Annotated in this window: 18 protein-coding genes; 15 read left to right on the top strand and 3 right to left on the bottom strand. The window is 47.5% G+C overall.

The annotated features are described in order from the left end of the window. The first annotated feature begins 142 nt into the window (after window positions 1-142). The 8 genes from M1D61_RS18935 to M1D61_RS18900 all read left to right on the top strand — a co-directional run bounded on the left by M1D61_RS18935 (window position 143) and on the right by M1D61_RS18900 (window position 6,821). Window positions 143-2,746 carry a polymorphic toxin-type HINT domain-containing protein gene (locus tag M1D61_RS18935; RefSeq protein WP_458120145.1) on the top strand — a complete coding sequence of 868 codons (2,604 nt, stop codon included), beginning with the start codon at window positions 143-145 and terminating at the stop codon, window positions 2,744-2,746. 8 nt (window positions 2,747-2,754) lie between these two features. Further along, window positions 2,755-3,264 (top strand): hypothetical protein, encoded by a 510-nt coding sequence (locus M1D61_RS18930; RefSeq protein ID WP_458120144.1) that lies wholly within the window; start codon window positions 2,755-2,757, stop codon window positions 3,262-3,264. Between the two features lie 204 nt (window positions 3,265-3,468). Beyond that, window positions 3,469-4,275, top strand: coding sequence for a pre-toxin TG domain-containing protein (locus M1D61_RS18925; RefSeq protein WP_458120143.1), 807 nt, complete (start codon window positions 3,469-3,471; stop codon window positions 4,273-4,275). Window positions 4,276-4,303: 28 nt separating this feature from the next. Beyond that, complete coding sequence (locus M1D61_RS18920) at window positions 4,304-4,513, top strand: hypothetical protein (protein WP_458120142.1); 210 nt, start codon at window positions 4,304-4,306, stop codon at window positions 4,511-4,513. Window positions 4,514-4,668: 155 nt separating this feature from the next. After that, a complete protein-coding gene (locus M1D61_RS18915) occupies window positions 4,669-5,325 on the top strand; it encodes a pre-toxin TG domain-containing protein (RefSeq protein ID WP_458120141.1) in 657 nt (218 codons plus the stop codon). 112 nt (window positions 5,326-5,437) lie between these two features. After that, window positions 5,438-5,896, top strand: a complete 459-nt coding sequence (locus M1D61_RS18910) for a hypothetical protein (RefSeq protein WP_458120140.1) — start codon at window positions 5,438-5,440, stop codon at window positions 5,894-5,896. A 232-nt stretch (window positions 5,897-6,128) separates the two neighbouring features. Next, window positions 6,129-6,383, top strand: a complete 255-nt coding sequence (locus M1D61_RS18905; RefSeq protein WP_458120139.1) for a DUF7660 family protein — start codon at window positions 6,129-6,131, stop codon at window positions 6,381-6,383. Window positions 6,384-6,497: 114 nt separating this feature from the next. Next, complete coding sequence (locus M1D61_RS18900) at window positions 6,498-6,821, top strand: hypothetical protein (protein WP_458120138.1); 324 nt, start codon at window positions 6,498-6,500, stop codon at window positions 6,819-6,821. A gap of 299 nt (window positions 6,822-7,120) precedes the next feature. Here the strand turns inward: M1D61_RS18900 and M1D61_RS18895 are convergent, their stop codons facing one another. Then, entirely contained in the window at window positions 7,121-7,546 is a 426-nt protein-coding gene (locus M1D61_RS18895) for a hypothetical protein (RefSeq protein ID WP_458120137.1), read from the bottom strand. 464 nt (window positions 7,547-8,010) lie between these two features. Here M1D61_RS18895 and M1D61_RS18890 point away from each other — a divergent pair, with 464 nt between their 5' ends. From M1D61_RS18890 to hxlB, 7 genes are all read left to right on the top strand, one after another. Further along, window positions 8,011-8,481, top strand: a complete 471-nt coding sequence (locus tag M1D61_RS18890) for a hypothetical protein (RefSeq protein WP_458120136.1) — start codon at window positions 8,011-8,013, stop codon at window positions 8,479-8,481. Between the two features lie 356 nt (window positions 8,482-8,837). Next, window positions 8,838-9,677 carry a methyl-accepting chemotaxis protein gene (locus M1D61_RS18885; RefSeq protein WP_458120135.1) on the top strand — a complete coding sequence of 280 codons (840 nt, stop codon included), beginning with the start codon at window positions 8,838-8,840 and terminating at the stop codon, window positions 9,675-9,677. Between the two features lie 265 nt (window positions 9,678-9,942). Next, the gene (locus tag M1D61_RS18880) at window positions 9,943-10,965 is read left to right on the top strand and encodes a LacI family DNA-binding transcriptional regulator (protein WP_458120134.1); all 1,023 of its coding nucleotides are present in this window, start codon (window positions 9,943-9,945) and stop codon (window positions 10,963-10,965) included. A gap of 500 nt (window positions 10,966-11,465) precedes the next feature. Beyond that, complete coding sequence (locus M1D61_RS18875; protein ID WP_458120133.1) at window positions 11,466-13,373, top strand: PfkB family carbohydrate kinase; 1,908 nt, start codon at window positions 11,466-11,468, stop codon at window positions 13,371-13,373. A gap of 1 nt (window position 13,374) precedes the next feature. Beyond that, entirely contained in the window at window positions 13,375-14,736 is a 1,362-nt protein-coding gene (locus tag M1D61_RS18870) for an MFS transporter (protein ID WP_458120132.1), read from the top strand. Window positions 14,737-14,899: 163 nt separating this feature from the next. Next, window positions 14,900-15,859: an orotidine 5'-phosphate decarboxylase / HUMPS family protein gene (locus M1D61_RS18865; protein WP_458120131.1), complete on the top strand. Its 960-nt coding sequence runs from the start codon at window positions 14,900-14,902 to the stop codon at window positions 15,857-15,859. Next, window positions 15,852-16,418, top strand: coding sequence for a 6-phospho-3-hexuloisomerase (gene hxlB, locus M1D61_RS18860; protein WP_458120130.1), 567 nt, complete (start codon window positions 15,852-15,854; stop codon window positions 16,416-16,418). The genes M1D61_RS18865 and hxlB overlap by 8 nt, the downstream gene beginning before the upstream one ends. 240 nt (window positions 16,419-16,658) lie before the next feature. Here the strand turns inward: hxlB and M1D61_RS18855 are convergent, their stop codons facing one another. After that, window positions 16,659-17,411 carry an amino acid ABC transporter ATP-binding protein gene (locus M1D61_RS18855; RefSeq protein WP_458120129.1) on the bottom strand — a complete coding sequence of 251 codons (753 nt, stop codon included), beginning with the start codon at window positions 17,409-17,411 and terminating at the stop codon, window positions 16,659-16,661. Next, window positions 17,380-18,843, bottom strand: a complete 1,464-nt coding sequence (locus M1D61_RS18850; protein ID WP_458120128.1) for an amino acid ABC transporter substrate-binding protein/permease — start codon at window positions 18,841-18,843, stop codon at window positions 17,380-17,382. The genes M1D61_RS18855 and M1D61_RS18850 overlap by 32 nt, the downstream gene beginning before the upstream one ends. Window positions 18,844-19,171: the final 328 nt, after the last annotated feature.

The following is a 19,171-nucleotide window of genomic DNA, read 5'->3' as shown; positions in this document are numbered from 1 at the left end:
AAATATAACTTTTAATATTCATAAAACTCAGTAGGTTACCTATTGAGTAGGGATTTATCGTCTAAATTAGCTAACCGATGTAAATGATGCTATTCAGGGTCATACGTCACAGGCGGCCGATGCATTTGGACAGATTACGCAGATGGTCGATGCCAACGGCAACCAGGCACAATACCAGTACGATCTGCTCGGACGTCTGACCAATGAGAAAGATGCGGCAGGCGGCAGTCACACGTACACGTACAACAAGCTCGGACTGCTCAGCCAGGAAACGGATAAAAACGGTCGGGATACGAAATATACGTATGATGCGGCAGGCAATCTGATCCAGTTTGCCGATCAGGCTGGCAGCGTAGCATATCAATACGATGCTAACGGTAATATCCTGTCGGTCACCGGCAGCGATGGCAAAGTGCTGCGCCGCACATTTGACGCACTTAACCGCGTCGAGACCTATACGGATGGCAAAAAGGTACATTACACGTACGATAACGCAGGCCATATGTCCACAGTCACCGACTGGAACGGACGCAAGACCAGCTATGGCTATGATGCCAACGGACGTCTGACATCGACAACCCGTCCGGACGGTACCAAGGAGACACGTTCCTACAATGCTGCCGGTCAGATGACCAGCAAGACCGATCTGAACCCGGACGGCAGTGTACTGACAGAGAGCAGTTACACGTACGATGCTGCCGGTAATATGATTCAGGAACAAGGCGGCGAAGTTCAGAATCCGCTGAACAGTGTCACTTACGACGTATATGGTCCGGGTCTGTCTCCAGAACTGGAAGACGTCATGATCCAGAGCGGTATGGCAGAGCCGACTGCAGACCGTAATGACAGTGTACAGACCGATGTTTACAGCGCTCCTGCTGGAACAATCAATGCTTCCCTGACATCTTCGGATGCAGGTAATACAGCAGAAAGTCTAACCGTAACCGAAGATGTATACGGACTGTATGGCGATCTGCAAATGACCTACACCGCAGATAACCGTCTGGCTACGGTCAACGGACAAGCCGTAACGTACGATGCGGAAGGCAATATGCTGAACGGCCCGCTGCATGGCAGCATGCAGGATTACCGCTATGATGCCCGTAACCGCCTGATCCAGGCTGGTGGCGTAAGCTATGGCTACGATAACGAGAACAACCGCAACGCCATCACGGTAAATGGCGTGACAACGAAGCAGATCATCAACCCGCATGCCGTGCTCTCTCAGGTGCTGATGGAGACCGACAATGCCGGTACACCGCAAGCCTGGTATGTATATGGGATGGGACTAATCGGACGTGAAGATGCAGCTGGCAACTACCAGACGTATCACTTCGATCTGCGCGGCAGCACGATTGCTCTGACCGATGCACAGGGACAGGTAACCGATACGTACACGTATGACACGTACGGTGAACAACTGGAGCACGAAGGTGCGAGCCAGCAGCCGTTCCAGTACAATGGACGTGACGGTGTGCAGACCGATGCAAATGGTCTGTACCAGATGCGTGCCAGATACTACAATCCGGAGATCAAGCGATTTGTGAACCGGGATGTGCTGACAGGCAGTATCGATAATGGATTGACGATGAACCGGTATGCGTATGTGAATGGCAATCCGGTGTCGTATATTGATCCATTTGGACTGAGTGCGGACGGAGCCGACTGGATGGTCATTGGTGGTGACGCTCTTGCAGACATGACCCCTGTAGTGGGCTCCATCAAAGCCTGGCAGCAGACCATTACCGGCGTAAACTATATCACTGGTGAACAGCTCAGCGTGAGCGACCGGATTGGTGATCTCGTAGGCGGCTTTGCTGGGTTGGCTCCTGTTCCTGGCTCTAAATATGCGGGTAAGTATACTGTTAAAGGAGTCATCTGGGCAGGGGAAAAGGCAGCAGATTTGTTTGGCTGGAGTACCAAAGCTGAAAAGTCTGCGGGTAAGCTCATCAATGCCTGCAACTGTTTTACAGCCGGAACCAAAGTAAAGACCGACCAGGGTGATAAAAATATCGAAGATATTGAGGTCGGCGATCAGGTTCTGTCCAAGGATGAAGCGACAGGTCAAGAAGATTACAAGACGGTCACCGCTACATTCAATCATATGGCAGAGGAAATCTATACCATTTATGTGGGTGGTCAGGAGATTGAATCGACCTACAACCATCCATTCTGGGTAGACGATAAAGGATGGACCTATGTCAAGGACCTGAAGGTTGGCGACTGGCTGGTAGAAGATGATGGAACGAAGCAGCAGATCGAGAAGATAGAACTAGAGCAGCGTCAAGCCAGAGTATACAATATGACCGTTGCCGACTTCCACACGTACTTCGTGAGTGACCTGGGGATCTGGGTGCATAATACGAATAATGGAGATTGTGACCTTGGTGGTATTATTGAGGGGATTGGTAAAGTAGATCCTATTTTCAGTCCCAACTTTGATAAAAAACTAAAAAAACATGCTCAAGATATTTATGAAACTTCACGAGATTTAGATGTCCCAGTCAAAAAGGGTGATAAAGAAGGAATGAAGAATTTTATTCTATCGATTGTAACCGATTCAAAAAATGCAGCCAATTCGAAACCATTTGAATGGAATACAATTAGCTCAGTAGATGCTTTCGTTAAAGGCAACGCAGTTGTTTTAATTAATCGCAATACAAACGAAATATTAACGTTCTTGAATAAAAAAGGAGATCGTTTATCAAACAAATTGAAATCCGAATTAGATTTGATCTGGGAGTGAGATTAAATATGAATAATTATATAATTTCTTTCATAAGAAAATTTGATTATTTTTTTAAGCAACAAGAAATTTTGAATGTTATTTATTTATATGATGAAGAAGATAATGAAAAATTAGACCATGTTCTTTTCTTTGAGACAATCTATGATAAGGTTATAGGAATATATATAAGGGGTATGAATCCATTATTTTCAAAAAATCGGATTTATGATTTAGATGATTTTAACTTATTTGCTAGCTATGAGAAAATCATTGAAACTAAAGAAAATATGGTGCTCAAGGTAGAGCAGATGAAGCTTTTTTTTAGTACTCAATATAATGAGTTGTTAGGTTTTTATTTGTCAGATAACGATGCAACCAATTCTATATTTATTGCATTTTTACAAGATGAAATATATTTAGAAAGAAATTGTAGTGAATATGGTGCCAGACAGCGAATTAAAGAAAAAGTTACTCATGAAGCTATTATCACTTATGAAAAGAAATATAAAGATGACTGGAAACAAATAGACTTATAAAATAATTTGATTTATGAGACTATGTTTAATTATTCTAAATACCTTAGCTGATATCTATATAGATATCGGCTTTTTCTATATGGATTTGAAAGTGAACAATATACGGTTTAGCAATCATTAAATGAATATTGGTTAGCTCAATACCGGTCCAACGGTCTGTACCAGATGCGTGCCAGATACTACAATCCGGAGATCAAGCGATTTGTGAACCGAGATGTGCTGACAGGCAGTATCGATAACGGATTGACGATGAACCGGTATGCGTATGTGAATGGTAATCCGGTGTCGTATATTGATCCGTTTGGCTTAAGTGCGGATGGAGCCGACTGGACGCGAACCGCGTTTAGTGTTGGAGCTGACGTGACTCCATTTGTGGGTACGGTAAAAGGATTACAAGAGGTATTTACTGGTGTGGATCTGATTACCGGAGAACAACTATCAGTTTCCGATCGAGTTGCGACAGGGTTTGGAACAGCTCTAAGTGGGCTTCCTTTCGGTAAGGTAGTTGGAAAGACTGTTGCGAAGGAAGCCATTGATGGCGGAGCCTGGTTGATTGGGAAACTAGGCAAAACCACTTCTAAAAATGGCCATTTTAGTGAAGAGACAATTGTAAAAAGATATATGGCAGATGGGCGCGCTATAAACGATATAACCAACTTGCCTGGTACAAAAGGTATGAGAATTCCTAATAGGTTATCTGTTGAAGATATGGATTTTCTCACTAAAGAGTATGGAGTTGAGTTTGCACAGATTTATCGAGCAGGAACTGGGAGAAATGGACGTGGTGGATACTACGAGTTGTATTCAGGAGTACACAACCGTGTTAATGTTCCTCTTGGTAAAGATGTACGGTTAATATCTCATACTCATCCACGTGGGACAGCTCGACCTAGTCCAGATGATCTAATACTCATGCAATTACTAGAAAATGCTGGATCGCCTCAACGTACTTCGCAGATCGTTCCTGTAGGTAAAGCACCTGTCAATTTTGATAAAAATGGATTAAAATAAAATATATTCTTTCATGTAGGAGGAAGAAATGGACCTTAATGACTATAAAGACATGTGGACCATACACAAAGATCAATATGCTTTACTCGAAGTGGCCCAAAACAAATATGCCATTGTGGATATTCAAAATAAAGCTGCCGTTATAATTGAAGATAGTAAATTTTCAGAAGAAGTAAAAAGACAAATGATGAAACATGGCAATAAAATTCTAGATAATAGTTGGTTTTCTAACAACTAAATCAGTATTAGTTACTACTAGTAAGTAATAATGAACTGAAGTTAGAAAATTGAAGTTTAAATTACAAAGACGACGTCGATATCTAAAAAAAGCAACCTTGATGGGCAAAATGCCTCTCAAGGTTGCTTTTTTCAAAATTAGAGATCAAGCGATTTGTGAACCGGGATGTGCTGACCGGCAGTATCGATAATGGATTGACGATGAACCGGTATGCGTATGTGAATGGCAGTCCGGTATCGTATATTGATCCGTTTGGCTTGAGTGCAGAAGGTTCAAGCTGGTTGGAGATTGGATTAAGTCTTGGAGCAGATGCTACTCCATTTGTAGGTACGGTAAAAGGTTTGCAAGAGATATTTACAGGAGTAGACTTGATTACCGGAGAGCAACTTTCAGTAGCCGATCGAGTGGCTACTGGGGGAGGAACACTTCTCAGCTGGTTCCCGGGTGGTAAAATCGGAGGCAAGTTCCTGATTAAAGAGACCATTGACGGTGGAGCCTGGGTGATTAGTAAGATCGGAAAATCACATGCGGATGATGTGATTGGAACTGCACCTAAGTTGACTCGTCCTACAGCTGGGGACAATATGGGATTGATGTTGTCTAAGGAGATGGGAGAAGTTCCAACACCGAAGTATGTTCCGAAGGACGCTAGCGGTAATCCTATGCCTCTTCCTAGAACAGACGGAAAAATGATAAATGGAACTGTTCATGTGCCTGAATCAATGAATCCTCACACACAGATTGGGTGGCAAAAAGGCAGAAAAGGGGATTACATTCAAACCCTTGAGTGGGGGAGAATGGCATTCCAGTAAAACGTACAGATTGGACTGACCATGGTCGTCCGCAGAATCATACCAATCCACATGACCATCCTGCAGTCTTTCAAGATGGCTCATGGAGTTTTAAGTAATGGAGGTGGGAAAGTTGGAGGACAATTATCTTAAAAAACCTACTTTTATACTTAGATTAAGTGGGGAGCATTTTCAAAGTGAGATAGGTTGCTTGGGAAAACAGCTTGCTCAAATACTAACCTGCATCCAGGATGAAACTTCCAGTTTTACTTGGTTTGCTTTTGATGTATTTGGCAGCAGTAACCAACCATTCGAAGTGTTGTTCCCAAAACCATACTCAGAAATCCTAAGCACAGATGACCTGATTAAAAAAGCAAAAGAAATAGTGCAGTTCCATTCGGGAGTGTTCATCGGGATTAGGAAGGGTAAAGAAATAGGGTGGGAAACCAATACATTACCGGAAACAGAAGAAAGTGAAGGGTTACAACATCCTGAGGCTGAAATAGAAATTCGTCCATTTGATACTTCGTATTTTGAAATTTACGGTATGGACATTGAAATCGGAAATAAAATAAAGTTTAGTTTTATGTAATTGTTTTGGGAGCACCAGTAGAAATTATACTGGTGCTTTATTATATTATATGGTTGAGGGGGCTACCCAGTGCCGAATGAACCCATCATTCAATCAATAACACATATAATCCATGTAATACCTGTATAAAAATTTTAACATATGGATGGAAAATGACCACAAAAAATGGTGGAGCTTCAATTAAATTAAAAATAGGCGATGGAAATAATCTGATGATAAAGTAGAGGAGAACATGGAATTATATAAAGAAATAAAAAAAGTTAGTGATAAAGATCAATTTACAGAATTTATTGGTTTGTTAGTTAAGGATTTTAAATCAAATCCTGATGACTGGGAAAATAGAGACATTGAGAGTTTTCTCGAAGGGATCAAGTCTTGGATAGAGGATATGGAAGGATATTATGAAAATAACAATTTACCAATACCACAAAATATAGATTGGAACTTTCTTGCAAATTTATTTTATGTGGGGAAATTGTATGAATAATGAATGATCCTGCTAACCTTGATTGGCTCGTAGCCTTTCAAGGTTTTCTTTTTTTAAATAAATAGCTAATCCACAATTAAGCAGATCATCAACCCGCATGCCGTGCTCTCCCAGATGCTGATGGAGACTGACAATGCCGGTACACCACAAGCCTGGTATGTGTACGGGATGGGGCTGATCAGGCGCGAAGATGCAGCCGGGAACTACCAGACGTACCACTACGATCTGCGCGGTAGCACGATTGCGCTGACCGATACACAAGGACAGGTGACCAATACGTACACGTATGACACGTATGGTGAACAGCTGGGGCATGAAGGTGCGAGCCAGCAGCCGTTCCAGTACAATGGACGTGATGGTGTACAGACGAATGCGAACGGTCTGTACCAGATGCTAGGTAGATCTAGCAGAATAAATAATGGAAGGAAGCAGCAGTAGGGGAGAAGGTATCTAAGTAAAAATACCTACCAATCTGGATCATTTAAATTTATATTGTGGCTGTTCTCAATCAGGGAAATCTGGCAGGTACTCATTTCATAAATGCTGATCTGCGTAGATGCGGATCTTGCAGATGCAGACGTATGGAATATCGATTTTAAATAAGAAGCATTAAAAGACGCTGTTATGCTCTCCAGGAGGATTGAGTACATCATGTTAGAAGAATCCATCTACAATGACTTTAGCATCTGGCCGCCCTTTTTCAATCCTCTTGCATATAGAGCTGTCAAAATAGAATCCTAGGCCTTTTCCACCATCGACAAATCATCGTACCCGATAATCTGCTCGCCTTTCCAGTGCACCAGCACCCCATGTGGGCGGCAAATATCCAGTGTCCCTTCCGCGAATCGTACCGACCAGTACAGATCATCCCAGAACGTTACTTCCGGATGGGATACAACCGCGTTTTCATCCTCTCCAGGAGGGCAGCCGAATTCGGCGATGAGAAACTGCCTGGCATCCCGGCAGTATCGATCCAGGTGACGCAGCTTCTCACGTATAAATCCGTAAGGCAGGTGTTCGGTACGATTCTGTTCATCCAGCTGGATGGAGAAGAATATACTGGCCGTTTCTCCTTCCTTGCTCGTACCCTGTGCGAATGCCGGACCTTTTGCTGGCTGGTGAAGCGTCAACTCTCCTACAGGTGTCAAGATGCGATCTGTCATATGGGCTGCCTCCCCGTGCAGATTGGATTTTGAGCTAAATGGCCTCTAACCGCAATATGGTACATATGTCCTTAATTTAACACACCAGCCCTCTGGTGAAGCGGGATAAAGGAATCTCGCTGCAGGTATCGGAGTACCTGTTTCTCATTTTCGGTGTTTTCGAAAAGCATTTGAAGGTTAAAACCATTTTCATAAGCTTCTTAGCTATATGTGCATAACTATTGATAAGTGATCTTTTTATCCTTATTATACGAAACAGGGATCATGCAGCATGTTATATTTTCAATTAAAATTAAAGTATAGTGAATGTTAAGCAGCGATCTGAAACTACATAGAGATTTGCCTGTATCAAGACAGGAGTTGGCCTGGAAGGGAGGTGATAACCTCAGCAGACTAGTTGGATACGCACCGATTCACCGAACATATTTGCACTTTTCTGTATAATAGAAGGAGAGAGAAAAACAATGAAAAACAAAAAATATTACACTTTATTGCTGGCAGGTACGCTGCTGACAGCAACAGCCGGGGGCTATGCCAGTGCAGCGCCTGTTAGCAGTGTCGCTGCAGAGGGTGGAGGCACGATAAAAACTCAGGATACTTCCAATACAACGGTCGACTACTATACCCTGACCGAGAAGGACGGTGCCTTTGTAGCCGCTCAATTTAATTCGTCCGGAGATAGTTATGTGGGGCTGGATGTACAGCAGGATGGCCTGATGGTCGTGTCGATCGAAAAGTATAACTTCGAGACGCGCAAGTGGAACCCGGTCCAGGTGAAGCTGATTAATGGCTCGGACAGCGTCTATTACCGGGTACCCACAGATGTGATCCATATTCCTCCTGTGCCTTACCGGGTAGTTCTCTCCACAACAGGCACAGCGGATGTTACGATTGAGACGACCTATACCTGGGAAAGTGACAGTGACCCGAGATAACAAGAGACGGAATGCTGGATCATATCAACCAGGTGTAGTTTTGAGATAGCGGTAAGCAGCACGTAGAATATATAGTAAATTAGAGCAACAACGAAAGCAGACCATGGATCGATCTATCCGGTATGCAGTCTGCAGCAGATTGGGTAGAATGATACCGCCAAAAGGATAGAGGATCCGGTGCTGCCGGAATCCTGCGAGTGACCAACCCGCAGGATTCCTTTGTACATAACAGGCCGATCCGGTTGGAATCCCAGTAAGATTTGGGAATTATCCCCTTGCATATTATGGATGGAAGCCGCTCTGCCGATACTAAAAGAGTAGAGATTGGCCAAACCATTGTTCAGGGGGATAAAAAAATGAGTATTGTGGAATCCGTTGTTCAGTCGATGCCGTACATACAGCAGCTGATTCGGGAAGATTGTATGCTGGCCGTTATGGACCGGGAACGTGTGTTATATGCTTCACCTGCCCGCTCGTTCAATATTGGTCTGCATGCGGGAGACGTACTACCGCCGGATCAACAGAACTTTGTATTTCTGAAAAGTAAAACCGAACGCAGCTTTTTGCATTTTCCCAAGGAAGTGCTGGGTACCGCTGTCGATGTGTTATATGTGCCTATCCATGATGAGAAAAGACAGGTCGCAGCTGTCATTGCACTCGGCATGAGCATGGACAACAAGCAGCGGATGGAAGAACTGATGCATGCAGCGGCAGAAATCACCAGCCAGCTCGTAAGCAATGTGCATCATGTCGCGTCCCATTCCGATCAGCTGTCTTCCGTATCCAATCAGGTGCTCCGCAATTCCAAAGAAGCGGTACGCAAATCGTCTTCGGTCACCCAGATTACCGGTGTCATCCGTGAAATCTCCGAACAGACGAATCTGCTCGGACTGAATGCGGCGATTGAAGCCGCACGTGCCGGTGAAGCTGGCGCAGGCTTCAGCGTTGTTGCTCAGGAAGTACGCAAGCTTTCCGTGGATGCCAAGCAGGCCACCGGACAGATTGAAGACTCACTGAACGATATTCGCAGCTCTATTGTCCAGATGGAAGGAGATATTTCGCAGATTTCCTCTTCATCCACGCAGCAGGCCGAGCTGGTCGTTAATTTCCAGGAAGCCCTGCAGAACATGTCTGCAATCTCTGCCGAGATTCAGGTGCTGTTCAATACCATTTTATCCTATGACAAAAATAAATAACCCTTGCAGTGAGCAGAGACCGGAAGATTCATTTAATGAAGAGAACGGTCTCTTTGTTATCTATTTTTGCCGAGGGAACGGTGATATTCCGGTGCACCGCACACATCCCGATATCTGCGGGCTAACTGCTGTATTGAGCAGCAGCCGGTTCGCAGGTTATGATAAGGATGAATCATACCGGAAAATAGGGAACCGTAACAGAAGCATCTGCAATCATTAATCCTGTATATCCACGAATCGTCACTAAAGAAAGGGCAATGCACATATGGCGAAAGTAACGATGGCTGATGTAGCCCGTGAGGCAGGCGTGTCCAAAAGCACGATCTCCCAGTACCTCAATGGGCGTTATGAATATATGAGTGCCGCTACCCGTGAACGGATCGCCGCTGCAATCGGGGAGCTGGACTACCGACCGAACATACTGGCCCGGGGACTCAAGCAGAAGCGTACCTTTACGATCGGGGTCATTGTGGCGAATATGCTGCATCACTTCTCGATCGAGATCTGCCGTGGCATCGAGAGCTACTGCCGGGAGCAGGGAATCAGCGTTATTCTCTGCAATACGGATGAAGACTATAGCCGGGAGCAAAATGATCTGGAGATGCTCCGGTCCAAGCAGGTGGACGGTGTAATCGCCTTTCCTTCGGGATCGCTCACTCCGGTCTATCGCAAGCTGGTCGAGGAGAAATTCCCGCTGGTCTTTATCGACCGCAAGCTGGAGGATGTGCCGGTCAACCGGGTCGTGGTAGAAAATGAACAGGCTGCCCATGAAGCGACCACACATCTGATCGGCGCCGGGTACAAGCGTATAGCGATGCTGACCGCTCCATTATCCATCTCCACCCGTCTGGAGCGCGTCGAAGGTTACCGCAGGGCCATGCAGGAACAGCTGCCGCAGATCGAGCCGCTCGTGATCTCCGAAGAGGTCAGCCAGCTCAAGCAGCGGCTGATGGAGCTGGAGCAGCAAAATGCACTGCCGGAAGCGATTATTGCCGGGAATGATCTGGTGCTGCTGGAAGCGCTGGCTTTTCTCAAGGAAAAAGGGTTGCAGATTCCCCGCGATATGGCGCTGATCGTATTCGATAATATTCCGTTCGCCGAGCTGCTCACGCCGACACTGTCGACGATTGTACAGCCTGCCCACGAGATGGGGCGTGAAGCGGCTGCGATGCTGCTGGCAGATATTGAAGCGGAGAGCCGCAAGCAGGAATGGCCGCCGATTCAGGAAAAGCAGTTCTCCTGCCGCTTGATGATCCGCGAATCGTCCGGGCCGTCTGTGCCGGTCTGACTGTATTCGGGAGGCGAATATTCCTTTTGGCAAAGAAGGCATAACCAATATAGTAGTAGAAAAATAATATCCCACTAGCAGGACCAGTACGCAGCCGCTTGTAAAAAGCAGCTGCGTTTTTGCGCTGTCAGGGTACAAACTGCATGATATGGATCGATCCGCCTTATCCGGGAATGAGAAATATTTTATAGATAACGCTTACAAAAAAAGGTTGATATTATAAAATGACAGGTTTATACTGATTTTATAAATCGATTTACTAAATCGGTTTATGTAAGCGATTAACGGTTTATATGTATAGCAGGAAAGATTCTCGTTTTGCTTATGAAATCAAGCAGAACAAGCAATGCTACAGGACACATAATGCTACAGAATACAAAATACTAAAGAACATACAATCCAGCGAAATCCATCATTCAATAAATAAAGCATCGGGATTCGCACATCATTATTAATTTCAAATCCGCAGGCATGACCAGAGAGAGGAAGGAGTATACAGCATGAGAATCATCATCCCTACGTCGGTATTCAGTGAAGTGGTATCCGGGCAGCAGACACAGATGGAAGCAGCCGCAAGAGCAGCCCGTATTGGAGCGGAGGGCATCGAGATCCGTAGAGAGCTGTTCACGGACAGCGAGAATATAGAGAGCCAGCTGAGAGCATGTCGGCAGGCGATACAGTCGACAGGGCTGCAGACGACGATCTATTCGGTACCCATGCAGCTGTGGCAGCAAGATTATCGGCTGGATGCGAACGTACTCTCTCTGGCGTTAAATGAAGCAGAGCTGCTTGGAGCCGATAAGGTCAAGCTGTCGCTCGGACACTACGATGCAGAGCTGTCACCGCTGGCAGTACTTGAAGCATTTTTGAAAGCGTATTATTTACCAAAAAATACAAATCAAAAAAACAAAAATCATTCGAACAGAAAAAAAGTACAACTGCTGATTGAAAATGACCAGACGACCTATGGCGGTGACCCGGCACGACTGCGGGCCTTTTTCCAGGAAATAGAGAATTGGACACTGGAAGGCATGCCTCCGGTCCGCATGACACTGGACACCGGCAACTGGCTGTACGCCGGTTATGAAGATGCACTGCAGGCAGCCGGGCAGCTGTCACCCTACGTCTCCTATATTCATGCCAAGTATTCCGTGATTCATGCTGACGAAGTGGTCACTCTGCCGCTGCCGGAAGAGCCGGATGCCCTGTGGAGACGAATCATCCGCCAGCTGCCTCGTACGGCGCTGCGGGCGATTGAATTTACACTGACGGACGATACCGCAATCTCTCATTACTGCAGCCTGCTGGCTGGCGAAGGAAAGGAAGAAGAGAACATGTCACAGCAGTATGGAAATGTACAGAACGTACAGACAGACGGGCATCCTGCGCTGGATGTGGTTACCTTTGGAGAAGCGATGGCGATGTTTGTCGCGGAGCAATCCGGGCCGCTGCATGAGGTGAGTCTGTTCAGCCGCAGACTGGCAGGAGCGGAAGCGAATGCGGCTATCGGGTTTGCCAGACTGGGACTGCGTTCCGGCTGGGCGAGCCGTGTGGGCAGTGATGTGTTTGGTACCTTTGTCCGTGAGAAGCTGCTGGGTGAAGGTGTAGATTTGGGACATGTGCTGACCGACAAGCAGTCTCCGACCGGCTTCCAGCTCAAGTCGAGAGTTACTTCCGGTGACCCGGAAGTACAGTATTTCCGCAGAGGATCGGCAGCGAGCCGGATGAACCGGGAAGAGCTGGATGAGGCATACTTTACCTCGGCACGGCATCTGCATATGACCGGTATTCCACTGGCATTATCTGCAGCCAATCGGGAGTTTGCTCGTGGGGTGATCCTGGCGATGAAGCAGATGGGCAGAAGCATTTCCTTTGACCCGAATCTGCGTCCGCAGCTGTGGGAGAGCCGACAGCAGATGGTGAGCGTCATCAATGAATTTGCCGCGTATGCCGATCTGGTGCTGCCGGGGATCGAGGAAGGCGAGATACTGACAGGTTCCCGTGACCCGCAGCAGATTGCACAGTTCTATCTGGATCGCGGGGTGAAGCTCGTCGTGGTGAAGCTGGGGCCATCCGGCGCCGCCTATTACAGCCATGAGCAGTCCGGCCAAGTGGTGGGATTCATCGTACCCGAAGTGATCGATACGGTCGGTGCCGGTGACGGATTTGCCGTAGGTACGGTGAGCGGCTGGCTCGCCGGACTGCCGCTGGAGCAGGCGGTCAGCCGCGGCTGTGCGATCGGTGCGCTGGCTGTACAGTCGGTCGGCGACCATGAAGGTTATCCGACCGAAGAACAGCTGCAGCAGTATATGCAGCAGACCGCACGATTGATTGTCCCGGCAGAGCCATCTGTACATGCCACTGCAGCTTCCTCAGTAACATCCTCATCTCTGGAAGGAGTGAACTAACATGGGAAATGTAAAGTCTACCAACAATCATGGCACATCCGGGCAATCTGTTACTCCGCTGCCGGCTTCACGCTGGCTGCGACTGATTCCGATTATTTTCATTACTTACAGTCTGGCCTATCTGGATCGTGCCAATTACAGTTTTGGCGCAGCATCCGGGATGGCACATGATCTCAATATATCGGCAGCGATGTCTTCGCTGCTGGGAGCTTTATTTTTCCTCGGGTACTTCTTCTTCCAGATTCCCGGTGCCCATTATGCGGAGAAGCGCAGCGCCAAGAAGCTGGTGTTCTGGTCGCTGATCCTGTGGGGTGGACTGGCTGCGGCGACCGGTATGGTGACCAATGTGGATGTGCTGATCGTTATCCGGTTTGCGCTGGGTGTGGTGGAGAGCGCTGTCATGCCGGCGATGCTGGTGTTCAATGCGCACTGGTTTACAAATAAAGAGCGTTCCCGGGCGAATACGTTCCTGATCCTCGGTAACCCGGCTACTGTACTGTGGATGTCGATTGTGTCCGGTTATCTGGTATCTTCGGTCGGCTGGCGCTGGATGTTCATCATTGAAGGGATGCCGGCGATTATCTGGGCCTTTATCTGGTGGAAAGTGGTTCAGGACAAACCATCCGAAGCCAAATGGCTGACCAATGCGGAGAAACAAGCGTTGGAGACCGAGCTGGATAATGAACAGGCAGGCATGAAGCAGGTGAAAAACTACCGCGAAGCTTTCCGCTCGCCGACCGTAATCAAGCTGTGTCTGCAGTATTTCTTCTGGAGTATCGGGGTATACGGATTCGTAATGTGGCTGCCCTCCATCATCGCCAAAGCACCGAACATGAATATGGTATCGACCGGCTGGTTATCTGCGGTCCCTTATCTGCTGGCGGTTATTCTGATGCTGGTGACGTCCTACTTTTCCGATAAAATGCAGATTCGCAAAGGATTCGTCTGGCCGTTCCTGCTGATCGGTGCGCTGGCCTTTTACGGTTCGTATCTGATCGGACCGGATCATTTCTGGATTTCCTTTGTCCTGCTCGTTATTGCGGGCGGAGCGATGTATGCACCGTATGGACCTTTCTTCGCGATCGTACCGGAAGTGCTGCCGCGTAATGTGGCCGGTGGCGCGATGGCGCTGGTGAACAGTCTCGGTGCACTGGGTTCCTTTGCCGGATCGTATATTGTTGGTTACCTGAATGATCTGACTGGCGGCTTTGACGCTTCGTATATGTTCATGGCCGGTTCGCTGCTGCTGTCGGCGATTCTGACGATGACTGTAGGCAAAAGCAATAAGCAGTCGACTCCGACCGGACAGGGTACGAGCGGCAAAAAGAACTGGAAACAGAAAGTGAGAACGACCCAGCTCTAAGGAGATATGGATATAAAAGAAACGGTCGTGCCGACACAAATCGGAAAGTCGCTTCCAAATAATATCGACTCCAGTGCGCATTGGACGAGTACGAAATAGTAGATAAATAGGGAATAGTGGATAGGAGCTAAATCATACTGCAATCGGAGAGGTGGAAGAAAAAATGAGTAAGCTGGAAATCGGCAAGACAGGCTTTACTAATACGAATAGCAAGGTCAATCTCGGTAACAGTAACAATGCCAAGCCCAATGCCAGTACGGACAATAGTACGAACCTGCATGCCGGTACAGACGCAGCAGATGGCCTGGGTGCTGTACAGCCTGTACGCATTCAGCTGGCGCTGGATCGCATGACGATTGAGCAGGCGGTCGATATGGCCCGTCAGGTGCAGGATGCCGTGGAATGGATCGAAGTCGGCACGTCCCTGATCAAGGAGTTCGGTATGGACAGTGTGCGCCGGATGAAGGAAGCTTTCCCGGACAAGGTCATCGTGGCGGATATCAAGACGATCGATAACGCCAAATACGAATTCGAACTCTGCTTTCGTGCAGGGGCGGATGTGGCGACCGTCATGGCTGCTGCACCGGATGCCACACTGGATCTGTGTATGCAGACTGCACAGGCTCATGGCGGTACGGTCATGATTGATCTGCTGAATGTATCGCCGCAGCGGACAATGGAGCTGCAGCGTTATACAGAGGCTGTACTGTGCCAGCATGTGAGCAAGGATCAGCAGGAACACACAGGCCAACTGCTGGGTAAAGGGAATCAGGAGTACCAACAGGAGCATACCGGCCAGGCACTGGCTAAAGGGGTTCAGGAGCATCAGGAGCGCATCGGTCAGGCACTGGGTGAAGAGGTTCATGAGCATCGCCAGAAGGTAGCAGGCACCGAGAATGAAAGAAGTCAAGACATCACGCTCGCTGCGTGTCCATCCATCGCTGCAGCCGGGGGCATTACACTGGAGACATTGCCGGCCATTTTGCAGGATCAGCCATCCGTCGTTATCGTCGGTTCGGCCATTACCAAAGCCGATGATCCTGCCCGGGCGGCACGTGATATCCGCAGTCGTATTAACGAAGTGATGCAAAATATGCCGAAGGGAGTCCATACTCATGACTAATACCACCTCATCGATCAAGGCACAGCGCATTCTGGAAGAAATTCAGCAGGTCGTTAGCCGTGTACCGGAAGAAGCAATAAACGGACTTGCCGCGACACTCGCTGCAGGAGGCCGTATCTTCGTCACCGGGGAAGGACGCTCCGGCTTCATGGCCAAATCTTTTGCGATGCGGCTCATGCACCTGGGAGCGAACTCCTACGTAATCGGGGAGACGATCACACCGGCGCTGGCATCCGGCGATATCCTCATCGCCGTATCCGGCTCCGGCACGACCAAGGCAGCCGTATGGACCGCCGAGAAAGCGAAAGAGCTGGGCTGCACCATCGTGGCGGTAACTACCGACGAGTCATCGCCGCTTGGTCAGCTCGCTGATCAGCTGCTGCATATCCCTGCAGCTACCAAATATCGCCGCGAAGGCGAGGCTGCCAGCATCCAGCCGCTTGGTTCGCTGTTTGACCAGTGTACCCATATTCTGCTGGATGCGGTCTGCCTGAGCTATGGAGAGCTGAAGCATGTGGAGCATGGCGCTGCATTTGCCAAACACAGCAATGTGGAGTGACACCGGATTGCGAGGATTTTTCCCGGTGGCTGGACTGCAGATTGGATAACGGGACAGCTAAATGGGACAGAGACAAATAGTCTGTCACCTCATCAATCACAGGTCGCAAAAAACCGCGTACAGAGCATCTCTGCTCTATACGCGGTTTTTTATAGTTATACGGTCATACGAGTGTACAGTGGTAAGTTGTGTTCCAAATTAGCAAAGTTCCTGTTTGCGGCAGGCCTATATTCGGTTCGCTTACAGCACTTTCTCCAGGAAGCTGATCGTACGCTCATGCTGCGGATTGCCGAATACCTGCTCCGGCTCGCCTTCTTCCACGATGTATCCGCCATCCATAAAGACAACGCGGTCAGCCACTTCACGGGCAAAGCCCATTTCGTGGGTAACGATCATCATCGTCATGCCCTCGCTCGCCAGGTCTTTCATAACGCCGAGTACTTCGCCGACCATCTCCGGGTCAAGCGCAGAGGTTGGCTCGTCAAACAGCATTACATCCGGGTTCATCGCCAGCGCGCGGGCAATCGCCACACGCTGCTTCTGACCGCCGGACAAGCTTGCAGGGAATGCATCCGCTTTGTCAGCCAGACCAACGCGATCCAGCAGCTTCAGCGCGATTTCCCTCGCTTCTTTTTCGGTTTGCTTTTTGAGCTCGACCGGAGCGAAAGTGATGTTTTTGAGTACGCTCATATGCGGGAACAGATTGAAGTGCTGGAATACCATCCCGATATTTTCGCGTACTTTGTTGATATCGGTCTTGGGATCGCTGATGTTGTAATCGTCGACGATCACTTCACCGGCAGTCACTTCCTCCAGCTTGTTCACGCAGCGCAGCAGCGTACTTTTACCGGAACCGGATGGCCCGATAACACATACCACTTCGCCTTCGTCGATTTTCATATTGATATCCTTGAGTACTTCATTGGAGCCGTAGCTCTTTTTGAGGTTGGAAATTTGAACTTTACCCACGGCGTGTTCTCCTTTCGAGCGCATCTGCAATCTTGGTCAGAATTGTGATTACGATCAGGTACATGATGGCAACCATTCCGTAGATGACGGTAGATTGATAGTTGTCGGCTACGATCAGCTTACCGGATTGGGTAAGCTCGATTAGACCAATAGCAGACATGATGGACGTATCTTTCAGTGTGATGACCAGCTGGTTGATGAACGATGGAATCATCACTTTGACTGCCTGTGGAATAATAACCTTGATCATGGCTGTACGGTGTGACAGACCGAGTGAACGTGCAGCTTCCAATTGTCCTTTGTCGATCGACTGGATACCACCACGGATAATCTCTGTCACATAAGCACCGGCATTCAGGCTGAGTGCCAGTACGGCAGCCACAATCAGCGGCATTTTAAAGCCGAGAGCGCCGGGAATACCAAAGTAAATAAACAATCCGAGTACGAGCAGCGGAATACCGCGGAAGATATCGACAAATACAGTCGCGATCGCACGGGCCGTCTTACTCGGGCTTACTTTCATAAAGCCGAAGATCAATCCCAGAATAAATGCAAAGAACAGAGAAAGGATCGTGTACATCAGGGTCATTCCGAGACCTTTCAGCAGGGCTGGAATCGCATCGGACACGACTTTCCATTTGCTGACCGGTGCAGGTGGTGTAGTGGATTCTTCACCAGGCTTGGCGCTGCCCAGGTATTTGGAGACGATCTGATCATATTCTCCACTTGCTTTAACATTGGCAAGTCCTTTGTTGAACATTTGCAGCAGTTCCGGGTTTTGGCCTTTGTTGACTGCAAAACCGTAAGGAGCACCGCTTTCCTTTTCCGTAGCGGTCTTCAGCTGCACCCCTTTTTGGATGGCATATGCCACCACGGGAAAATCTTCAAAGCAGGCTACCGAATTGCCTGTGGTCACTTCTTCGTACATTTGCACGGAATCATCAAACGGTACGAGTGTAAATCCATATTTGTCCTTGATCGAATTGGCGAAGTTATAACCTTCTGTACCTGTTTTGACAGCAACACGCTGTCCGCGCAAATCTTCATAACTTTTGACTTCATTGTTATCCTGGCGTACCGCCATAACAACACCGGATTCATAATAAGGCTCCGAGAAATCAAATGTCTGCTTGCGCTCATCGGTAATACTCATACCGGCAATCATGCCATCGAGCTGATTGGATTGCAGACCTTGTACGGCAGCGTTAAAACCAAGCGGCCGGATCTCGTATTTGAAATTCTGATCCTTGGCAATGGCAGCGAGCAGATCAAGGTCGATCCCTACATACTTGCCGTTCTGCTGAAATTCGAACGGTGCAAAAGTAACATCCGTTCCAATAGAATACGTCTTGCCTTCTCCGGCTTGGGCAGTGGCCGTCTGGCTTAAGTTACCGGCACATACCACGAAGAAAAGAAGGAAAACCATGGATAACCACATAAACCTAGATTTCTTCATAAAATCCTCCATTTCGTTTACTCTAATTAAAGAGGGGGACTAATATCACATGATATGTCATATTTAATATCTTATACCACATGTCTTCTTATTCTACAAAAAAATTAACTAATTGACTATAGTGCTATATAGATGGAGTAAACCAGTTAATCGTGTAATTATAGAAATCCACATTAACTATAAAACTGTATAATATTTTTCAATAAATTTTAAGAAGTTGAAAAGTTTAAAAGATATAATTAAATAGCAACCGTCTCTACTAGAAGTAAGAGAAACGGTTGCTATTTTAGATACTATGTTCACAATTATTGAATCAAGTTACTTTACA

Source organism: Paenibacillus sp. Z6-24 (genome assembly GCF_054161335.1).
The sequence above is the reverse complement of the archived record's forward strand: the minus strand, read 5'-3'. Positions and strand labels throughout refer to the sequence as shown.

Bases quoted from the DNA above. Each gene is read 5' to 3' on its own strand.
- M1D61_RS18935 (WP_458120145.1), top strand. From the start codon at position 143: ATGGTCGATGCCAACGGCAACCAGGCACAATACCAGTACGATCTGCTC.
- M1D61_RS18930 (WP_458120144.1), top strand. From the start codon at position 2,755: ATGAATAATTATATAATTTCTTTCATAAGAAAATTTGATTATTTTTTT.
- M1D61_RS18920 (WP_458120142.1), top strand. From the start codon at position 4,304: ATGGACCTTAATGACTATAAAGACATGTGGACCATACACAAAGATCAA.
- M1D61_RS18905 (WP_458120139.1), top strand. From the start codon at position 6,129: ATGGAATTATATAAAGAAATAAAAAAAGTTAGTGATAAAGATCAATTT.
- M1D61_RS18900 (WP_458120138.1), top strand. From the start codon at position 6,498: ATGCTGATGGAGACTGACAATGCCGGTACACCACAAGCCTGGTATGTG.
- M1D61_RS18895 (WP_458120137.1), bottom strand. From the start codon at position 7,546: ATGACAGATCGCATCTTGACACCTGTAGGAGAGTTGACGCTTCACCAG.
- M1D61_RS18890 (WP_458120136.1), top strand. From the start codon at position 8,011: ATGAAAAACAAAAAATATTACACTTTATTGCTGGCAGGTACGCTGCTG.
- M1D61_RS18885 (WP_458120135.1), top strand. From the start codon at position 8,838: ATGAGTATTGTGGAATCCGTTGTTCAGTCGATGCCGTACATACAGCAG.
- M1D61_RS18880 (WP_458120134.1), top strand. From the start codon at position 9,943: ATGGCGAAAGTAACGATGGCTGATGTAGCCCGTGAGGCAGGCGTGTCC.
- M1D61_RS18875 (WP_458120133.1), top strand. From the start codon at position 11,466: ATGAGAATCATCATCCCTACGTCGGTATTCAGTGAAGTGGTATCCGGG.
- M1D61_RS18870 (WP_458120132.1), top strand. From the start codon at position 13,375: ATGGGAAATGTAAAGTCTACCAACAATCATGGCACATCCGGGCAATCT.
- M1D61_RS18865 (WP_458120131.1), top strand. From the start codon at position 14,900: ATGAGTAAGCTGGAAATCGGCAAGACAGGCTTTACTAATACGAATAGC.
- hxlB (WP_458120130.1), top strand. From the start codon at position 15,852: ATGACTAATACCACCTCATCGATCAAGGCACAGCGCATTCTGGAAGAA.
- M1D61_RS18855 (WP_458120129.1), bottom strand. From the start codon at position 17,411: ATGCGCTCGAAAGGAGAACACGCCGTGGGTAAAGTTCAAATTTCCAAC.
- M1D61_RS18850 (WP_458120128.1), bottom strand. From the start codon at position 18,843: ATGAAGAAATCTAGGTTTATGTGGTTATCCATGGTTTTCCTTCTTTTC.